This is a genomic window from Neisseria sp. RH3002v2f (assembly GCF_014596375.1).
GTDB classification, from domain to species: Bacteria; Pseudomonadota; Gammaproteobacteria; order Burkholderiales; family Neisseriaceae; genus Neisseria; species Neisseria cinerea.
In genome coordinates, this window is record NZ_MAYZ01000020.1 from 93,876 (window position 1) to 110,914 (window position 17,039).

The following is a 17,039-nucleotide window of genomic DNA, read 5'->3' on the forward strand; positions in this document are numbered from 1 at the left end:
GCTCAGATTTTTTACTTGAAACGGACTGCTAGATATGGATATTTCAAAACAAACATTGCTGGATAGGGTTTTTAACCTGAAGGCAAACGGTACGACGGTACGTACCGAGTTGATGGCGGGTTTGACGACCTTTTTGACGATGTGCTACATCGTTATCGTCAATCCCCTGATTTTGGGCGAGACCGGAATGGATATGGGGGCGGTATTCGTCGCTACCTGTATTGCATCCGCCATCGGCTGTTTTGTCATGGGTTTTATCGGCAACTATCCGATTGCGCTTGCCCCGGGTATGGGTTTGAACGCGTATTTTACCTTTGCGGTCGTTAAAGGTATGGGTGTGCCTTGGCAGGTGGCTTTGGGTGCGGTATTTATTTCAGGTTTGATTTTCATCCTGTTTAGCTTTTTCAAAATCAGGGAAATGTTGGTCAATGCTTTGCCTATGGGTTTAAAAATGTCGATTGCTGCCGGTATCGGTTTGTTTTTGGCACTGATTTCCCTAAAAGGCGCAGGTATTATCGTTGCCAATCCGGCAACCTTGGTCGGTTTGGGCGATATTCATCAACCGTCTGCGTTGTTGGCACTGTTCGGTTTTGCTATGGTGGTTGTTTTGGGATACTTCCGCATTCAAGGTGCAATCATCATTACCATCTTGACCATTACCGTTATCGCCAGCCTGATGGGTTTGAATGAATTCCACGGGGTAATAGGTGAAATGCCGAGCATTGCGCCGACTTTTATGCAGATGGATTTTAAAGGGTTGTTTACCGTCAGCATGGTCAGCGTGATTTTCGTCTTTTTCCTGGTTGACCTGTTTGACAGTACCGGAACACTGGTCGGTGTATCGCATCGTGCCGGACTTCTGGTGAACGGTAAGCTGCCGCGTCTGAAGCGCGCACTGTTGGCCGATTCAACCGCTATTGTGGCGGGTGCGGCTTTGGGTACTTCTTCGACGACGCCCTATGTGGAAAGTGCGGCGGGCGTATCGGCAGGAGGCCGGACAGGCCTGACGGCGGTTACCGTCGGCGTATTGATGCTCGCCTGCCTGATGTTTTCTCCGTTGGCGAAAAGTGTTCCGGCATTTGCCACCGCACCCGCCCTGCTTTATGTTGGTACGCAAATGCTCCGCAGTGCCCGGGATATTGATTGGGACGATATGACGGAAGCCGCACCTGCGTTCCTGACCATTGTTTTCATGCCGTTTACTTATTCGATTGCAGACGGCATTGCTTTCGGTTTCATCAGTTATGCTGTAGTCAAACTTTTGTGCCGCCGAACCGGGGATGTTCCGCCTATGGTATGGATTGTTGCCGTATTGTGGGCACTGAAATTCTGGTATTTGGGTTGATAGTTGGAAGCATCAAATGCCGTCTGAAATTTTCAGACGGCATTTTGTTTGGATTTTGGGCGTACAATACGGAAAACATGACGATAAGGACACAAACTATGGCACAGTTTTTCGCCGTTCATCCCGACAATCCCCAAGAACGCCTCATCAAGCAGGCAGTCGAAATCATCAATCAAGGCGGCGTGGTGGTTTATCCGACCGATTCGTGTTACGCCTTGGGTTGCAAACTCGGCGATAAGGCGGCGATGGAACGCATACTCTCCATCCGCAAAATCGATCAGAAACACCATCTGACACTGGTCTGTGCCGATTTGAGCGAGTTGGGTTCATATGCCAAAATCGACAACGTACAGTTTCGTCAGCTTAAAGCCGCTACACCCGGGCCTTATACTTTTATTTTACAGGCGACGAAGGATGTGCCGGCGCGCACCCTGCACCCGAAACGCAAAACCATCGGGCTGCGTATTCCCGATAATGCCATTGCACAAGCCCTGCTGGAGGAGTTGGGCGAACCGCTTTTAAGCTGCACCCTGATGCTGCCCGAAGACGGCGAGCCGCTGACCGACCCTTATGAAATACGCGACCGTTTGGAGCATGCCGTCGATTTGGTGATTGACGGCGGCTGGTGCGGAACCGATCCGACTACCGTCATCGACATGACCGACGGTACGGAATTGGTGCGCCAAGGTTGCGGCGATACGGCAGTGTTCGGTTTGTAGGACAACAGATGCCGTCTGAAGCATAAGCCGTTCAGACGGCATCATATCCGCTGCCGGCAGAAATCTAAAATGCCGGCACACATTATGCCCGGGCGGAATATCCGTCTGAAACATCAAATAAAATGCCGTCTGAAAACGGGTTCGGACGGCATTTTTGCAGCTTCAATTTTTCGTCACAATCGGGATTTTCGGCTCGTAGAGCAAGTCGTAAGTCGGTTTGTCGAGCAGGTCTTGGAGTGTGAAGCCGTCCAGATAGGTAAAAAACGACTTTATCGCGCCGCCGAGTATGCCTGTCAGACGGCAGGACGGTGTAATCAGGCATTCATTGTTCGGCCCCATGCATTCGACCAACTGCATCGGTTCGAGATGACGGACGACCGCACCGATATTGATGCAGTCGGGCGGTGCGGCAAGCCTCAGGCCGCCGCCTTTCCCGCGTACGCTGTGTAAGAAACCGCCTTTGACCAGCGAAGTAACCACCTTCATCAAATGACTTTTGGAAATACCGTATGTTTCGGCAATGGTGCCGATATTGACAAGCATATCGTCATTGATGGCGGCATAGATGAGGACGCGCAGACCGTAGTCTGTATGTTGGGTCAGATACATGATTTTTTCAGTATGGTTCGTTATTTTTATTGTCGCTGTCCAAGTTTCACAGAAAATACCTTAAAGGTTGAAACTTTGTCAGTCAGGGCGGTAGAATGCAGCCTGTTCGCAGTAGTATGCCGTCTGAAACAGGCGGGCTGCCGTTTGATAATTTATTATTGTAACTCAAAATCATGAAACCGTTGAAACGACATTCGGCACTTATTGGACTTTCGCGCGAGCATCACCATTCGCTTTCCCTGTGCGTGCGCCTGCTGCGTACGCCGGAAGAGGAACACCGGAACGAGCTCGAGCCCCATTTTGCCGAGCTGGAAGTCCATTTTTGCGAAGAAGAAACCATGTTCGCCCCTGTCTGGCAGAATATTGCCCCCGAGCTCAAAGCCCGTTTCGAGAGGGACCATGCCAAACTGCGGCAGATGATGGCGGAACCCGAATACGGGAGCAAAGTATGGAACACGGATTTTGCTGTAACGCTTCGCGATCATGCGCGGTTTGAAGAACGCGAACTGTTTCCTGCCGTAGAACCTTTTTTGCCGTCTGAACCTGCCGGTTCGGAGGGGTGAATATATTAATGAAGAATAAGGAACATACATGAATGCATTTACCAAGCACCCCGTCTGGGCGATGGCGTTCCGCCCGTTTTATTCACTGGCGGCACTGTACGGCGCATTGTCCGTATTACTGTGGGGTTTCGGTTACAAGGGGACGTACGAACTGTCCGGCTTTTACTGGCATGCGCATGAAATGATCTGGGGTTATGCCGGTCTCGTTGTCATCGCCTTCCTGCTGACCGCCGTCGCCACTTGGACGGGGCAGCCGCCTACGAGGGGCGGCGTTCTGGTCGGGTTGACCGCCTTTTGGCTGGCTGCGCGGATTGCCGTCTTTATCCCGGGTTGGGGTGCGGCGGCAAGCGGCATACTCGGTACGCTGTTTTTCTGGTATGGCGCGGTGTGCATGGCTTTGCCCGTTATCTGTTCACAGAATCAACGCAACTATGTCGCCGTATTTGCAATATTTGTGCTGGGCGGCACGCATGCGGCGTTTCACGTTCAGCTTCACAACGGTAATTTTGAGGGGCTGTTGAGCGGTTTGCAGTCGGGGCTGATTATGGTGTCAGGCTTTATCGGCCTGATTGGGATGAGGATTATTTCGTTTTTTACGTCCAAACGTTTGAACGTGCCGCAGATTCCCAGTCCGAAATGGGTTGCGCAGGCTTCGCTGTGGCTGCCCATGCTGACTGCCATGCTGATGGCGCACGGTGTGTTGGCTTGGCTGTCTGCCGTTTTTGCCTTTGCGGCAGGCGTGATTTTTACCGTGCAGGTTTACCGTTGGTGGTATAGGCCCGTGTTGAAAGAGCCGATGCTGTGGATTCTGTTTGCCGGTTATCTGTTTACCGGATTGGGGCTGATTGCGGTCGGCGTGTCTTATTTCAAACCTGCCTTCCTCAATTTGGGCGTGCACCTGATCGGTGTGGGCGGTATCGGCGTGTTGACTTTGGGCATGATGGCGCGTACCGCGCTCGGTCATACGGGCAATTCCATTTATCCGCCGCCCAAATCCGTTCCGGTCGCATTTTGGCTGATGATGGCGGCAACCGCCGTCCGCATGGTTGCCGTATTTTCTTCCGGTACCGCCTATACGCACAGCATACGCACATCTTCGGTTTTGTTTGCCCTTGCGCTTTTGCTGTATGCGTGGAAGTATATTCCTTGGCTGATACGTCCGCGTTCCGACGGCAGGCCCGGTTGAGTAAAACCGCCGCAGATTCACGGTCTGCGGCGGTTTTGGCTTGGGCGGGATGCCGTCTGAACATCAATTTTCATCAGACCAGCTGTCGCGCGTGGCTTTGGCTTCTTCAAAATAGCGGTACAGGGAGGGGCGGTCCCGGTTAAGTAGGATGGTTTCCAAAGTGTCCAACTGCCTGCCCAAGCCCCGAATCAGCTCCAACAGGTTGTCCCTGTTGGCAAGGCAGATGTCCGCCCACACGGCAGGGTGGCTGGAGGCGGTGCGGGTAAAGTCCTGAAAGCCCGTGGCGGCAAATTTCAGATACGCCTTTCCGTCGGGGTGGTCGAAAAGCTGGTGGACATAGGCGAAGGCGGCAAGGTGGGGCATATGGGAGACGGCGGCAAAAACCGCATCGTGTTTTTGCGCGTCCATCGTATAAATTTCGGCCCCGACGGCGCGCCATAGGTTTTCTATCAATGAGATGCCGTCTGAATCTTCGCCGCCGTGTGGTGTGATGATGAGTTTTCTATTTTGGAACAGACCGTACTGCGCCGAATCTGCCCCGCTTCTGTCGGAGCCGGCAATCGGGTGGGCGGCAATACAGCGGTGAATGCTGTCGGGCAGGCAGCGTCGGAAAGCCTCGATAACGGAGATTTTGGTGCTGCCGACATCGGAAATCCAAGCGTGGGCGGGTAAAACGGGTGCAAGCGCGGTTAAGATGCCGGAGACTGAGGCAACGGGCGTGGCGATAACAATCAAATCCGCATCGGCGATGCTGTTTTTATCGATGACGGCGGAAGCCCGGTCAATCACGCCGCGTTCCAGCGCACGTTGCAGGTTGTCGCGGTCGGTGTCGATGCCGGTAACGGTACGGACGAGTCCCTGTTTCTTGAGGTCTAGGACGAACGAACCGCCGATCAGCCCGACGCCGACGAGGACGATATGGTTCAAAATGTGCATTTGTGTAAAAGACTTTCGCAAAGTACCGTCATGGTAGCGTATCGGCGGAATATCCCGCAAGATGGGCGGGTAAAGGAGGAAAAGTGGACAAAATCAGAATAGCTGCCGTGCAGATGGTTTCCGGGCTGTCTCCCCATAAAAATATCGAAACCATGAGGCGTTTGGTTAAAACAGCGGCTCAGCGCGGTGCGGATTGGGTGCTGTTGCCCGAATATTGGGTGCTGATGGGCGCAAACGATACCGACAAACTTGCGCTTGCCGAGCCTTTGGACGGAGGACACTTTCAGACGGCATTGAGCGAAACGGCGAAAGCGTGCGGCGTGGTGCTGTTTGGCGGAACCGTGCCGCTGCAAAGCAGCGAGGCGGGCAAGGTGATGAATACGCTGTTGGTATACGGACGGGACGGCGTAAGAACGGGTCTGTATCACAAAATGCACCTCTTCGGTTTTTCCGGTTTGGGCGAACGCTATGCCGAAGCCGATACCATCAGCGCGGGACGGGAGGTGCCGCACTTGTCGGCAGAAGGCGTGCCGGTGGCGGCAGGTATTTGTTACGATGTCCGCTTTCCCGAATTTTTCCGCCGCCAGTTGCCGTTTGACGTATTGATGCTTCCGGCGGCATTTACCCATACGACGGGCAAGGCGCACTGGGAGCTGCTTTTGCGTACGCGTGCCGTCGAAAACCAATGTTATGTTGTGGCGGCGGCGCAGGGCGGGCTGCACGAAAACGGCAGGCGCACGTTCGGACACAGTATGATTGTCGATCCGTGGGGGGAAGTTCTGGACGTATTGCCTGAGGGTGAAGGCGTTGTTACGGCAGACATCGATGCAGGCAGGCTGGGCAGCGTCCGCAGTAGGCTGCCTGCTTTAAAACACATGGTTTTAGATGCCGTCTGAAACCGGCAGGCGGTTTGTTTTGCCCAGCCGGTGTGAAACTTCCCATCCGCCCCTCCGCCAACAAACACAGTTTTTAAGCCGAATAAGTTGAAATGTTTTACCAAATCCTTGCCCTGATTATCTGGAGCAGCTCTTTTATTGCCGCCAAATATGCCTATGCCGCCATCGATCCCGCGCTGATGGTCGGCGTGCGCCTGCTGATTGCCGCACTGCTGGTGCTGCCCACTTGCCGCCTGCATATCGGCAAGATTCCGCGCAGGGAATGGAAGCCTCTGCTGGCGGTATCCTTCATCAGTTATGTATTCACCCTGATGCTGCAGTTTATCGGACTGAAATATACGTCTGCCGCCAGCGCATCGACCATCGTCGGACTCGAGCCGCTGCTGATGGTGTTTATCGGACACTTTTTCTTCAACGACAAAGCCCGTGCCTATCATTGGATATGTGGTACGGCAGCGTTTGCCGGCATTACGCTGCTGATGGTGGGCGGGGCCGAAGCCGGCGGGGAAGTCGGTTGGTTCGGCTGTTTTCTGGTGCTGCTTGCAGGACTCGGTTTCTGCACGGCAGTCCGCCCGACGCAAAGGCTGATTGCCCGTATCGGCGCACCGGCATTCACATCTGTTTCCATTGCCGCCGCATCGCTGATGTGCCTGCCGTTTTCGCTTGCCTTGGCACAGAGTTATACCGTACATTGGAGCTGGCAGGGCGTGGTGTCGCTGCTGTATTTGGGCGTGGGGTGCAGCTGGTATGCCTATTGGCTGTGGAATAAAGGTACGGGCAGTGTTCCGGCAAACGTGTCGGGACTGTTGATTTCGCTCGAACCCGTCGTCGGCGTGTTATTGGCGGTTTTGATTTTGGGCGAGCACCTGTCGCCCGTGTCCGCCTTGGGTGTGTTTGTCGTCATCGCGGCCACATTTGCTGCAGGCTGGCTGTCGCACAGGGATGCGGAAAGCGGTCATGCCGTCTGAAGCGGTTTCGGGCGTATGCCGGGGGGTTCGCCCGCGCCGTTTGAATATGTTAAACTTGTACTGTGTTTACAGCCGTCGTTTGCGACGGTTTCTTTATTTGATTTGAATGGAAATCCACATGTCTCCGACGTCTCCCCCGATGAACGAAAAACTGATGGCGGTCTTGATGGCGATGCTGGTTGCGCTCATGCCGTTTTCCATCGATGCCTACCTGCCGGCGATTCCCGAAATGGCGCAATCGCTGGGTGCGGATGTCCACCGTATCGAACAGAGCCTGAGTGTGTTTATGTTCGGCACGGCGTTCGGACAGGTGGTCGGCGGTTCGGTGTCCGACATCAAAGGGCGCAAACCCGTCGCGCTGACTGGATTGGCCGTCTACTGCCTTGCCGTTGCCGCCATCGCATTCGCCTCAAGTGCCGAACAGCTCCTCAATCTGCGCGTCGTGCAGGCATTCGGTGCGGGCATGACCGTCGTCATTGTCGGCGCAATGGTGCGCGATTATTATTCGGGGCGGAAAGCCGCCCAGATGTTCGCCCTCATCGGCATTATCCTGATGATTGTGCCGCTTGTCGCTCCCATGGTCGGCGCGGTATTGCAGGGCTTGGGCGGCTGGCAGGCGATTTTCGTTTTCTTGGCGGCTTATTCGCTGGTGTTGCTCGGTTTGGTGCAATATTTCCTGCCCAAGCCTGCCGTCGGCGGCAAAATCGGCAGGGATGTGTTCGGGCTGGTGGCTGGGCGGTTCAAACGTGTTTTGAAAACACGCGCCGCCATGGGGTATCTGTTTTTCCAAGCATTCAGTTTCGGCTCGATGTTTGCTTTTTTGACCGAATCATCCTTCGTGTACCAGCAGCTTTACCGCGTTACGCCGCATCAATACGCTTGGGCGTTTGCACTCAACATCATCACGATGATGTTTTTCAACCGTATTACCGCGTGGCGGCTTAAAACCGGCGCGCATCCGCAAAGCATCCTGCTGTGGGGGATTGTCGTCCAGTTTGCCGCCAACTTGTCCCAACTCGCCGCCGTGCTGTTTTTCGGGTTGCCCCCGTTTTGGCTGCTGGTTGCGTGCGTGATGTTTTCCGTCGGTACGCAGGGTCTGGTTGGTGCGAACACGCAGGCATGCTTTATGTCTTATTTTAAAGAAGAGGGCGGCAGCGCAAATGCCGTATTGGGTGTATTCCAATCTTTAATCGGCGCGGGGGTGGGTATGGCGGCGACCTTTTTGCACGACGGTTCGGCAACCGTGATGGCGGCAACCATGACCGCGTCCACCTCTTGCGGCATTGCGCTTCTGTGGCTCTGCTCGCATCGTGCGTGGAAAGAAAACGGGCAAAGCGAATACCTTTAACGGAAAATGCCGTCTGAAACCGTTTCAGACGGCATTTGATGTTAGAATGCACGATAAATCACCATTCAGACAAAATCATGTCCCATCACATCGACGAACTCCTCCTTCCCCACCGCAACGCCATCGACACCATCGATGCGGAAATCCTGCGCCTGCTCAACGAACGCGCGCAACACGCACACGCCATCGGCGAACTGAAAGGTACGGGCGCGGTATACCGTCCGGAGCGTGAGGTTGCCGTGTTGCGCCGCATTCAGGATTTGAACAAAGGCCCGCTGCCTGACGAATCCGTCGCCCGCCTGTTCAGGGAAGTGATGAGCGAGTGCCTCGCCGTAGAACGCCCGCTGACCATCGCCTATCTGGGACCGCAGGGTACGTTTACCCAACAGGCGGCGATTAAGCATTTCGGTCATGCCGCACACACTATGGCGTGTCCGACCATAGACGACTGCTTCAAACAGGTTGAAACGCGTCAGGCGGATTATCTGGTCGCCCCCGTGGAAAACTCGACCGAAGGCTCGGTCGGCCGCACGTTAGACCTACTTGCCGTTACCGCATTGCAGGCTTGCGGCGAAGTCGTCTTGCGCATACACCACAACCTTCTGCGTAAAAACAGCAGCAGTACCGAAGGCATCACCAAAGTATTTTCGCACGCACAGGCGTTGGCGCAGTGCAACGACTGGCTGGGCAGACACCTTCCCAACGCCGAGAGGGTGGCGGTCTCCAGCAATGCCGAAGCCGCGCGGCTGGTTGCCGAATCGGACGACGGTACGGTTGCCGCCATTGCCGGGCGTACTGCGGCGGAAATCTACGGACTCAGCCCCGTGGCCGAGTGCATTGAGGATGAGACGAACAATACCACGCGCTTCCTGGTTATGGGTCATCATGAAACCGGTGCCGGCGGCAGCGACAAAACCTCGCTGGTCGTTTCCGCACCCAACCGGGCAGGCGCGGTTGCCTCGCTGCTGCAACCCCTGACCGAATCAGGCATTTCCATGACCAAGTTTGAGAGTCGTCCCGGAAAGGCGGCGTTGTGGGAATACCTGTTCTTTATCGATATTGAGGGACACCGGACGGATGACAAGGTTCAGACGGCATTAAAACAGTTGGGCGGGCGCGCTTCGTTTGTCAAAATCATCGGTTCGTATCCGACTGCCGTTTTGTAGTCGCGGCAGCGTTCAGACGGCATTTCCACAACGATTATGTCCGAATACCGAGTCAACCACGAACCCGTTTTTATGCTGGCATCTTCGCCTTGGCGCGAAAGCAGCCTGTGGGTTGAAGCATTCAGCCGCCGTTACGGGCGTGTGGCTTTGCTGGCGCGGAGCGCGCGCAAACGGCAGAGCGAGCTGCGCGGCGTATTGGTTCCGTTTGTCCCTGTCAGCGTGTCGTGGTACGGCAGTCAGGAACTCAAAACTCTTCACCGCGCCGAATGGGTCGGCGGTTGGCGGCAGCCGCAGGGCAGGGCGTTGTTTGGCGGGTTGTATGTGAACGAGCTGGTTTTAAAACTGACCGCGCGCGAAGATCCCATGCCTGAGTTATACGATGCATTGGCTGAAGTGATGAAGGCAGTCTGCTGCGAAGCAGACCATGTTGCCGATTTGCGCCGCTTCGAGTGGAAGCTGCTGACGGCCTTAGGCGTCGCCCCCGATTTGCATACGGACGGAGAGGGCAGGGAAATCCAGTCATCCGCCAGATACTGTATCAGACCGGAAGAAGCAGTCATGCCCGTAGGCAGGGAATGTGTTTTGCCGTCTGAAACCGTCATTATTACCGACGGGCAGAGCCTGATTGATTTGCAGACGGGCAGTTTCAACAGTGCGCAAAGCCTTCAGGATGCCCTGAAAATCACGCGGCTGCTGACAGGTAGCCTGCTTCCTGAAGGGGTGAAGTCGCGGCAGGTATTGGAACAGATACGGCAGTTTGACCGTCGTGCAACATAGGTGCCGACGCAGCGTACCGGTATGCTGCAAAATAAAAAATCGAAGAGGAAAGGAAACATCATGCTTTTAGGTGTCAACATCGATCACATCGCCACCGTCCGCAACGCCCGCGGCACGACCTATCCCAGCCCTGTGGAAGCGGCATTGGTCGCGGAAACGCACGGTGCGGATTTGATTACCATGCACCTTCGCGAAGACCGCCGCCACATCAAAGACGCGGACGTGTTCGCCGTCAAAAACGCCATCCGCACGCGCCTGAATCTTGAAATGGCGTTGACGGAAGAAATGCTGGAAAACGCGCTCAAAGTCATGCCAGAAGACGTGTGCATCGTGCCTGAAAAACGTCAGGAAATCACGACCGAAGGCGGCTTGGACGTATTGGCGCAACAAGAAAAAATTGCCGAGTTCACCAAAATCCTGACCGACGCAGGCATCCGAGTCTCGCTCTTTATCGATGCCGACAACGAGCAAATCCAAGCCGCCTATGATGTCGGCGCACCCGTTATCGAGCTGCACACCGGCGCATACGCCGATGCACGCAGCCACGCCGAACAAATCAAGCAATTCGAGCGTCTGCAAAACGGCGCGCATTTTGCCAGCGATTTGGGCTTGGTCGTCAACGCCGGACACGGACTGACCATACACAACGTTACCCCCATCGCCCAAATCCTCGCCATCCGCGAGCTGAACATCGGGCATTCGCTGATTTCGCAGGCACTTTTCCTTGGATTGCCCGAGGCCGTGCGCCAGATGAAAGAAACCATGTTCCGTGCAAGAATGCTGCCGTAAGGGCAGGCAAACCGTTTCAGACGGCATTTCACGACAAAGGAGCGCAAATATGATTTACGGCATAGGCACAGATATTGTTTCCCTCAAACGCATCGTCCGCCTGAGCAAAAAGTTCGGACAAGCATTTGCCGAGCGCATCCTCACCCCCGAAGAACTGCTCGAATTCCCGCAAGCGGGCAAACCCGTCAACTACCTTGCCAAACGCTTTGCCGCCAAAGAAGCCTTTGCCAAAGCCGTCGGTACGGGCATACGCGGTGCGGTTTCCTTCCGCAACATCGGCATCGGGCATGACGCATTGGGCAAACCCGAATTTTTCTATGCCCCCGCCCTGTCCAAATGGCTGGAGGAACAAGGCATCAGCCGCGTCAGCCTCAGCATGAGCGACGAAGAAGACACCGTATTGGCATTTGTCGTTGCCGAAAAATAAAACAGTACCCATTGGCAGGTCGGATGCCCGAATCCGACCTTTCCGGATTTTGAGACGACCTTCTCCAACCATTCCCATGACCCAAGACACCCGACCCCTTATCCGCGTCGTTGCCGGCATCCTGCTCAACCGGGACGGCGACTACCTGCTCAGTTCCCGCCCCGAAGGTAAACCCTATGCCGGATATTGGGAATTTGCCGGCGGCAAGGTCGAAGCGGGCGAAACCGACTTCCAAGCCCTGCAACGCGAGTTTGAAGAAGAACTCGGCATCCGCATCCTCGCCGCCACGCCTTGGCTGACCAAAATCCATTCCTACGAACACGCCCGCGTCTGCCTGAAATTCCTATGGGTAAACCCCGACCAATGGACGGGCAAACCGCAATCCCGCGAAGGGCAGGAATGGTCTTGGCAGAAGGCGGGTGATTTTACCGTTGCCCCCATGCTGCCTGCCAACGGTGCGCTTTTGCGTTCGCTGTCCGTTCCGCGCCGTTTGTACGGCAGCCTGAAAACAGGTTTGTACGGGGAGAACAGTATGGGTACATATCGTGTTGTCCCATACGGTCGAAATGGGACGCATGATGCAAACGTTTTGGTCGGTGCGGATTGGCGGCAGACGGAAACAGCCGGAACAGGGCAAAGCGTGTGGGCGGAGGTGGAAACGCATATCCAATGGAGGCAGACGCAGGAAAAGGGCGCGGATGTCGTCGTGTGGCGCGTGTGCAATGATGTTCAGGCACAAGAGGCGGCAGAAGCGCTGCGTCAGGGCGTATCCGTTCCGCTCGTACTTGCAGCAAACGGACAGACGGTTGCACGTTATGGAAAACTATGGCTCGGATTGGGGGCGCATGCTGTGGTAACGGACGAAGCAATAGGGCAGAACCATGGATAAAAACCGCAAATTACTGCTTGCCGCACTGCTGCTGATTGCCTTTGCCGCCTTCAAGCTCGTTTTGTTGCAATGGTGGCAGTCGCAGCAGCCGCAAGTTGCGGAGGTGCAATGCGATTTGACCGAGGGTTGCACGCTGCCGGACGGAAGCCGTGTCCGCGCCACCTCTGTTTCAACGAAAGAACCGTTCGATATTTATATTGAACACACACCCTCCGGTACGGAGCAGGTCAGTATCAGCTTCAGTATGAAAAATATGGATATGGGTTTCAACCGCTATGCGCTTGAGCGGCAGCCGTCAGGGGATTGGCGGGCAACACGTATCCGCCTGCCCTTCTGTGTAGAAGGCAGGCACGATTTTACGGCGGACATTACGGTCGGCAGCCAAACATTTCAGACGGCATTTTCCGCCGAATAAATTTTCGGGACGGAAAATCCGTTATTGTCAGAATACCCGTCCGGAAAGGACACGCTATGAATACTTTATATACACTTTTTGCCACCTGCCCGCGCGGTTTGGAAACCGTTTTATCTCAAGAACTCGGAAGCCTCGGCTGTACCGATGTTCAAGCGTTTGACGGCGGCGTTTCCTGCCGCGGCGGATTGGAACAGGCCTACGCCGCCAACCTGCATTCGCGTACTGCCAGCCGTATCCTGCTGCGTCTGACCAAAGGTACATACCGCAATGAGCGCGACATCTACAAACTCGCCAAAAACATCAACTGGTTTAATTGGTTTACCTTGCAGCAGACGTTCAAAGTTAAAGTCGAGGCAAAGCGTGCCAACGTTAAGAGCATCCAATTTGTCGGCCTGACCGTCAAAGATGCCGTCTGCGATGCCTTCCGCGATATTTACGATGCCCGTCCGAGTGTGGACAAAATCTCTCCCGATGTCCGTATCCATGTTTTTTTGGATGAGCGCCACGTCGAGGTTTTTATCGACACTTCGGGCGAAGCCCTGTTTAAACGCGGCTACCGCCTGGATACCGGCGAAGCCCCGCTGCGCGAAAACCTTGCTGTCGGACTGCTGCTCTTGGCAGGTTACGACGGCACGCAGCCGTTTCAGGATCCGTTCTGCGGCAGCGGCACGATTGCCGTCGAGGCAGCTTGGATTGCCACAGGCCGCGCACCGGGCATGATGCGCCGTTTCGGTTTTGAGAAACTGCAAAATTTCGATAAAACGCTGTGGTCGGATTTGCGCCGCCGTGCCGAAGCGCAGGTCAAATCGGCTTTTGCACCGATTTCGGGCAGTGACAGCGACCGCCGCATCATTCAGACGGCATTGGCCAACGCACGCAGTGCCGGGGTGGACGACATCGTTTCCTTCAGCGTTTCCGATGCGCAGTCCGTCCGTCCGAACGGCGTGGGCGGTATTATGGTGTCCAATCCGCCCTACGGTGTGCGCCTTGAGGAAGTCCACGCTTTGCAGGCACTTTATCCGCAGTTGGGTACGTGGTTGAAAAAATACTATGCCGGCTGGCGAGTCGGTATGTTTACCGGCGACAGGGAAATGCCCAAATTCATGCGCCTGTCGCCAAAACGCAAAATCCCACTTTATAACGGCAACCTCGATTGCCGCCTGTTCCTGATTGATATGGTGCAGGGATCGAACCGTTGAGGAAAGTGTACAAAAATGCCGTCTGAAAAATGTTCAGACGGCATTTATTTTTCGGAATCAACCCCGTTTTAATACGGATGTGTTGATGTAGCGTTGGACACCTGAGGCAATGGATTGGGCGCACTGCCTGCGGAAGGATTCGCTACCCAGCAGCTTCTCTTCGGCAGGGTTAGACAGGAAGGCGGTTTCGACCAGGATAGACGGCATATCGGGTGCGCGCAAAACGGCGAAATTGGCTTCGTCAACCCTGCCTTTGTGCAAGTGGTTGAGCCTGCCCAATTCTTCAAGCACCAGGTTGCCGAGTTTGCGGCTGTCGCGCAGTGTGGCGGTTTGCGTCATGTCGAGCAGGGCGGTATCGACATTGCGGTTGCCGCTGGTCGGTACGCCGCCGACCGCGTCGGCATTATTTTGGGTTTGTTCCAAGAATTTGGCGGCAGAGCTGGTTGCGCCCTTGGTGTTTAACATATAAACCCCTGTACCGCGCGCGGAGGGGCTGGTGAAGGCATCGGCGTGGATGGAGACAAATACGTCCGCCCGCCGTGCGCGCCCTTTGGCGACACGCACGCCCAAAGGGATGAACACGTCTTCGTTGCGCGTCATAAATACATTGTAACCTAATGCTTCCAACTGATTTTTGGTTTCCCTGGCAATGGATAGGACGACATGTTTTTCCTGTAGGCCGCCCGGACTGCTGGCACCGGGGTCTTCACCGCCGTGTCCCGGATCGAGCATGATGACGGGTCTACGCCCGTTTTTGCCGCGTTCGGTTTGTGCGGGAGTGTTTTGAGCGAGGTCGGCTTCGGGGGAGCCGCGACGGGTTTTGTTCAGGCTGCCGTTAAGCAGCGCCATCATCGGATCGTCGGGATCCATTCCGTGCGGATAGAGGTCGATAACGAGGCGGTTCTTAAAGCCGCTGACAGGAGGGAGGGAAAAGACTTGTGCGCGTGAGGATTGTTTCAGGTCGATGACGAGGCGGACGGTAGTCGGCGTGTTTTGACCCGCGCGTATGCTGCGGATAAAGGGGTCGTCTGCCATGACTTTCTGAGACAGTCCGTGCAATACGGTATTGATGTTTGCGTTTTGTATGTCGACGACCAACCTGCCCGGGTTGTCGAGCGTGAAGTGTTGGTATTTGAGCGCGGTTGTGCTTTCCAGCGTCAGGCGGGTGTAGGTGTGCGACGGCCATATCCGTACGGCGGTAAACTGCGGGGCGTGTACTGTTTTGGCAACGGCAGATGCGATAGGGGTCAGGGCGAACAGTGTGCCGGCGGTGCGGCGGATGATTTGTCTTCGTGTCAGTTTGGTCATAGCGGCAGGCCTTCACGTCCTCGTTCGGTATGGGCGGTCAGCAGGCATTTTCTGCCGTCGCCGTCGTGTGTCAATGTTGCGGTGATGTCGGCAGGCGGGGTAAATTCGCCTCCCTGTTGCGGCCATTCGATCAGGCAGATGCTGTTTGCGGAAAACAGTTCGTCCAATCCGGCATCTTCCCATTCTTCGGGCGTGGTGAAACGGTAGAGGTCGAAATGATGCAGGGTAAAAGGTTTCAGCGGATAGGATTCGACGATGGCGTAAGTCGGGCTTTTGACCGGTCCCCGATGACCGAGTCCGCGCAGGATTCCGCGTGTCAGTGTGGTTTTCCCCGCGCCCAAGTCTCCCTCGAGATAAATGACCAGGGGTGCGTTTAAACGGGAAGACCATGCTTCACCCAAATCGAGTGTGGCGGCTTCATCGGCAAGGAATCGGGAGATGGAGGGTAAATCAGACATGGAAACGGTTTGTTGTAAGGTTGGGGGTATTATGGGCAGTTTTGCAGGTTTTGCAAATTTTGCACCCGAGGGGCGGATGCTTCCTGTCCGAGCATTATAACAGCCAAATACACGTTCTGCTTTCAGACGGCATGGCTGTCAAGAAAAAGCGGCGCGTGTACAATACGCGGATTGTATGTTTAGGACAGATTGGAAAAAAGATGGAAAATATCGGCAGGCAGCGACCCATCGGTGTTTTTGATTCAGGAATCGGCGGTTTGACCAATGTGCGCGCGCTGATGGAGAGGCTGCCGATGGAAAACATCATTTATTTCGGCGATACGGCGCGTGTGCCTTATGGAACGAAGTCGAAGGCGACCATTGAGCATTTCTCCATGCAGATTGTCGATTTTCTACTGGAACACGATGTTAAGGCGATGGTTATCGCATGTAATACGATTGCGGCGGTGGCGGGGCAGAAAATCCGTCAAAAGACGGGCAATATGCCTGTGTTGGACGTGATTTCCGCCGGCGCGAAAGCCGCGCTGGCAACGACACGCAACAATAAAATTGGCATTATCGCCACCAATACGACAGTTAACAGCAATGCTTATGCGCGCGCCATTCACAGGAACAACCCCGATACGCTCGTCCGCACGCAGGCTGCGCCGCTACTTGTCCCTTTGGTGGAGGAAGGTTGGTTGGAACATGAAGTTACCCGCCTGACCGTATGCGAATACCTCAAACCATTGCTTGCAGACGGCATCGATACGCTGGTGTTGGGCTGCACGCACTTTCCCTTGCTCAAGCCCTTAATCGGCAGGGAGGCGGGCAATGTTGCGTTGGTTGATTCTGCAATTACGACGGCTGAAGAAACCGCACGCGTCCTTGCGCAGGAGGGATTACTCAATACTGACAACAATAATCCCGACTATCGTTTTTATGTCAGCGATATTCCTTTGAAATTCAGAACGATAGGAGAGCGTTTTCTGGGTAGGACGATGGAGCAGATTGAAATGGTGTCTTTGGGTTAGGCCAAGGTTTGCTCAAACACCCGCATAT

At 55.0% G+C, this 17,039-nt stretch carries 19 protein-coding genes; 15 read left to right on the forward strand and 4 right to left on the reverse strand.

The annotated features are described in order from the left end of the window. The first annotated feature begins 34 nt into the window (after positions 1-34). Both BBW69_RS04415 and BBW69_RS04420 read left to right on the forward strand, forming a co-directional pair. Positions 35-1,345 (forward strand): NCS2 family permease, encoded by a 1,311-nt coding sequence (locus BBW69_RS04415; protein WP_188210536.1) that lies wholly within the window; start codon positions 35-37, stop codon positions 1,343-1,345. A 98-nt stretch (positions 1,346-1,443) separates the two neighbouring features. After that, positions 1,444-2,064: an L-threonylcarbamoyladenylate synthase gene (locus tag BBW69_RS04420; RefSeq protein WP_107860186.1), complete on the forward strand. Its 621-nt coding sequence runs from the start codon at positions 1,444-1,446 to the stop codon at positions 2,062-2,064. A 162-nt stretch (positions 2,065-2,226) separates the two neighbouring features. On the opposite strand, the gene BBW69_RS04425 is transcribed toward BBW69_RS04420, so the two are convergent. After that, positions 2,227-2,673 (reverse strand): Rrf2 family transcriptional regulator, encoded by a 447-nt coding sequence (locus BBW69_RS04425; RefSeq protein ID WP_107997111.1) that lies wholly within the window; start codon positions 2,671-2,673, stop codon positions 2,227-2,229. Positions 2,674-2,846: 173 nt separating this feature from the next. Here BBW69_RS04425 and BBW69_RS04430 point away from each other — a divergent pair, with 173 nt between their 5' ends. After that, a complete protein-coding gene (locus tag BBW69_RS04430; RefSeq protein ID WP_188210537.1) occupies positions 2,847-3,236 on the forward strand; it encodes a hemerythrin domain-containing protein in 390 nt (129 codons plus the stop codon). Between the two features lie 28 nt (positions 3,237-3,264). Beyond that, the gene (locus tag BBW69_RS04435) at positions 3,265-4,422 is read left to right on the forward strand and encodes an NnrS family protein (RefSeq protein WP_188210538.1); all 1,158 of its coding nucleotides are present in this window, start codon (positions 3,265-3,267) and stop codon (positions 4,420-4,422) included. 63 nt (positions 4,423-4,485) lie between these two features. Here the strand turns inward: BBW69_RS04435 and BBW69_RS04440 are convergent, their stop codons facing one another. Further along, positions 4,486-5,358: a prephenate dehydrogenase gene (locus BBW69_RS04440; RefSeq protein ID WP_188210539.1), complete on the reverse strand. Its 873-nt coding sequence runs from the start codon at positions 5,356-5,358 to the stop codon at positions 4,486-4,488. Between the two features lie 83 nt (positions 5,359-5,441). Between BBW69_RS04440 and BBW69_RS04445 the strand changes: the two genes are divergently transcribed. From BBW69_RS04445 to BBW69_RS04490, 10 genes are all read left to right on the forward strand, one after another. Continuing rightward, complete coding sequence (locus BBW69_RS04445; protein WP_188210540.1) at positions 5,442-6,254, forward strand: carbon-nitrogen hydrolase family protein; 813 nt, start codon at positions 5,442-5,444, stop codon at positions 6,252-6,254. Positions 6,255-6,346: 92 nt separating this feature from the next. Then, positions 6,347-7,222 (forward strand): DMT family transporter, encoded by an 876-nt coding sequence (locus BBW69_RS04450; protein WP_188210541.1) that lies wholly within the window; start codon positions 6,347-6,349, stop codon positions 7,220-7,222. A 118-nt stretch (positions 7,223-7,340) separates the two neighbouring features. Then, the gene (locus BBW69_RS04455; protein WP_188210542.1) at positions 7,341-8,570 is read left to right on the forward strand and encodes a multidrug effflux MFS transporter; all 1,230 of its coding nucleotides are present in this window, start codon (positions 7,341-7,343) and stop codon (positions 8,568-8,570) included. 38 nt (positions 8,571-8,608) lie between these two features. Further along, complete coding sequence (gene pheA / locus BBW69_RS04460) at positions 8,609-9,736, forward strand: prephenate dehydratase (protein ID WP_188210543.1); 1,128 nt, start codon at positions 8,609-8,611, stop codon at positions 9,734-9,736. A gap of 36 nt (positions 9,737-9,772) precedes the next feature. Further along, positions 9,773-10,513, forward strand: a complete 741-nt coding sequence (gene recO / locus BBW69_RS04465; protein WP_107960607.1) for a DNA repair protein RecO — start codon at positions 9,773-9,775, stop codon at positions 10,511-10,513. A 60-nt stretch (positions 10,514-10,573) separates the two neighbouring features. Continuing rightward, positions 10,574-11,302, forward strand: coding sequence for a pyridoxine 5'-phosphate synthase (pdxJ, locus tag BBW69_RS04470; RefSeq protein ID WP_111727721.1), 729 nt, complete (start codon positions 10,574-10,576; stop codon positions 11,300-11,302). 49 nt (positions 11,303-11,351) lie between these two features. Next, positions 11,352-11,729 carry a holo-ACP synthase gene (acpS, locus tag BBW69_RS04475; protein ID WP_003676682.1) on the forward strand — a complete coding sequence of 126 codons (378 nt, stop codon included), beginning with the start codon at positions 11,352-11,354 and terminating at the stop codon, positions 11,727-11,729. 76 nt (positions 11,730-11,805) lie between these two features. Beyond that, positions 11,806-12,618: an NUDIX domain-containing protein gene (locus BBW69_RS04480; protein WP_188210544.1), complete on the forward strand. Its 813-nt coding sequence runs from the start codon at positions 11,806-11,808 to the stop codon at positions 12,616-12,618. Beyond that, positions 12,611-13,033: a hypothetical protein gene (locus BBW69_RS04485; RefSeq protein WP_188210545.1), complete on the forward strand. Its 423-nt coding sequence runs from the start codon at positions 12,611-12,613 to the stop codon at positions 13,031-13,033. Before BBW69_RS04480 ends, BBW69_RS04485 begins: the two co-directional genes overlap by 8 nt. Positions 13,034-13,089: 56 nt before the next feature. Beyond that, complete coding sequence (locus BBW69_RS04490; protein ID WP_188210546.1) at positions 13,090-14,232, forward strand: class I SAM-dependent RNA methyltransferase; 1,143 nt, start codon at positions 13,090-13,092, stop codon at positions 14,230-14,232. A 57-nt stretch (positions 14,233-14,289) separates the two neighbouring features. Here BBW69_RS04490 and BBW69_RS04495 read toward each other — a convergent pair whose 3' ends face one another. Then, positions 14,290-15,540 (reverse strand): N-acetylmuramoyl-L-alanine amidase, encoded by a 1,251-nt coding sequence (locus BBW69_RS04495; protein ID WP_101119414.1) that lies wholly within the window; start codon positions 15,538-15,540, stop codon positions 14,290-14,292. Next, positions 15,537-15,998: a tRNA (adenosine(37)-N6)-threonylcarbamoyltransferase complex ATPase subunit type 1 TsaE gene (tsaE, locus tag BBW69_RS04500; protein WP_188210547.1), complete on the reverse strand. Its 462-nt coding sequence runs from the start codon at positions 15,996-15,998 to the stop codon at positions 15,537-15,539. Before tsaE ends, BBW69_RS04495 begins: the two co-directional genes overlap by 4 nt. A gap of 200 nt (positions 15,999-16,198) precedes the next feature. Between tsaE and murI the strand changes: the two genes are divergently transcribed. Then, positions 16,199-17,011 (forward strand): glutamate racemase, encoded by an 813-nt coding sequence (murI, locus tag BBW69_RS04505; protein ID WP_039854299.1) that lies wholly within the window; start codon positions 16,199-16,201, stop codon positions 17,009-17,011. Positions 17,012-17,039 lie beyond the last annotated feature (28 nt).

What these genes read in the sequence shown, in the direction of transcription:
- BBW69_RS04415 (WP_188210536.1), top strand. Translation starts at nt 35, where the DNA reads ATGGATATTTCAAAACAAACATTGCTGGATAGGGTTTTTAACCTGAAG.
- BBW69_RS04420 (WP_107860186.1), top strand. Translation starts at nt 1,444, where the DNA reads ATGGCACAGTTTTTCGCCGTTCATCCCGACAATCCCCAAGAACGCCTC.
- BBW69_RS04425 (WP_107997111.1), bottom strand. Translation starts at nt 2,673, where the DNA reads ATGTATCTGACCCAACATACAGACTACGGTCTGCGCGTCCTCATCTAT.
- BBW69_RS04430 (WP_188210537.1), top strand. Translation starts at nt 2,847, where the DNA reads ATGAAACCGTTGAAACGACATTCGGCACTTATTGGACTTTCGCGCGAG.
- BBW69_RS04435 (WP_188210538.1), top strand. Translation starts at nt 3,265, where the DNA reads ATGAATGCATTTACCAAGCACCCCGTCTGGGCGATGGCGTTCCGCCCG.
- BBW69_RS04440 (WP_188210539.1), bottom strand. Translation starts at nt 5,358, where the DNA reads ATGCACATTTTGAACCATATCGTCCTCGTCGGCGTCGGGCTGATCGGC.
- BBW69_RS04450 (WP_188210541.1), top strand. Translation starts at nt 6,347, where the DNA reads ATGTTTTACCAAATCCTTGCCCTGATTATCTGGAGCAGCTCTTTTATT.
- BBW69_RS04455 (WP_188210542.1), top strand. Translation starts at nt 7,341, where the DNA reads ATGTCTCCGACGTCTCCCCCGATGAACGAAAAACTGATGGCGGTCTTG.
- pheA (WP_188210543.1), top strand. Translation starts at nt 8,609, where the DNA reads ATGTTAGAATGCACGATAAATCACCATTCAGACAAAATCATGTCCCAT.
- recO (WP_107960607.1), top strand. Translation starts at nt 9,773, where the DNA reads ATGTCCGAATACCGAGTCAACCACGAACCCGTTTTTATGCTGGCATCT.
- pdxJ (WP_111727721.1), top strand. Translation starts at nt 10,574, where the DNA reads ATGCTTTTAGGTGTCAACATCGATCACATCGCCACCGTCCGCAACGCC.
- acpS (WP_003676682.1), top strand. Translation starts at nt 11,352, where the DNA reads ATGATTTACGGCATAGGCACAGATATTGTTTCCCTCAAACGCATCGTC.
- BBW69_RS04480 (WP_188210544.1), top strand. Translation starts at nt 11,806, where the DNA reads ATGACCCAAGACACCCGACCCCTTATCCGCGTCGTTGCCGGCATCCTG.
- BBW69_RS04485 (WP_188210545.1), top strand. Translation starts at nt 12,611, where the DNA reads ATGGATAAAAACCGCAAATTACTGCTTGCCGCACTGCTGCTGATTGCC.
- BBW69_RS04490 (WP_188210546.1), top strand. Translation starts at nt 13,090, where the DNA reads ATGAATACTTTATATACACTTTTTGCCACCTGCCCGCGCGGTTTGGAA.
- BBW69_RS04495 (WP_101119414.1), bottom strand. Translation starts at nt 15,540, where the DNA reads ATGACCAAACTGACACGAAGACAAATCATCCGCCGCACCGCCGGCACA.
- tsaE (WP_188210547.1), bottom strand. Translation starts at nt 15,998, where the DNA reads ATGTCTGATTTACCCTCCATCTCCCGATTCCTTGCCGATGAAGCCGCC.
- murI (WP_039854299.1), top strand. Translation starts at nt 16,199, where the DNA reads ATGGAAAATATCGGCAGGCAGCGACCCATCGGTGTTTTTGATTCAGGA.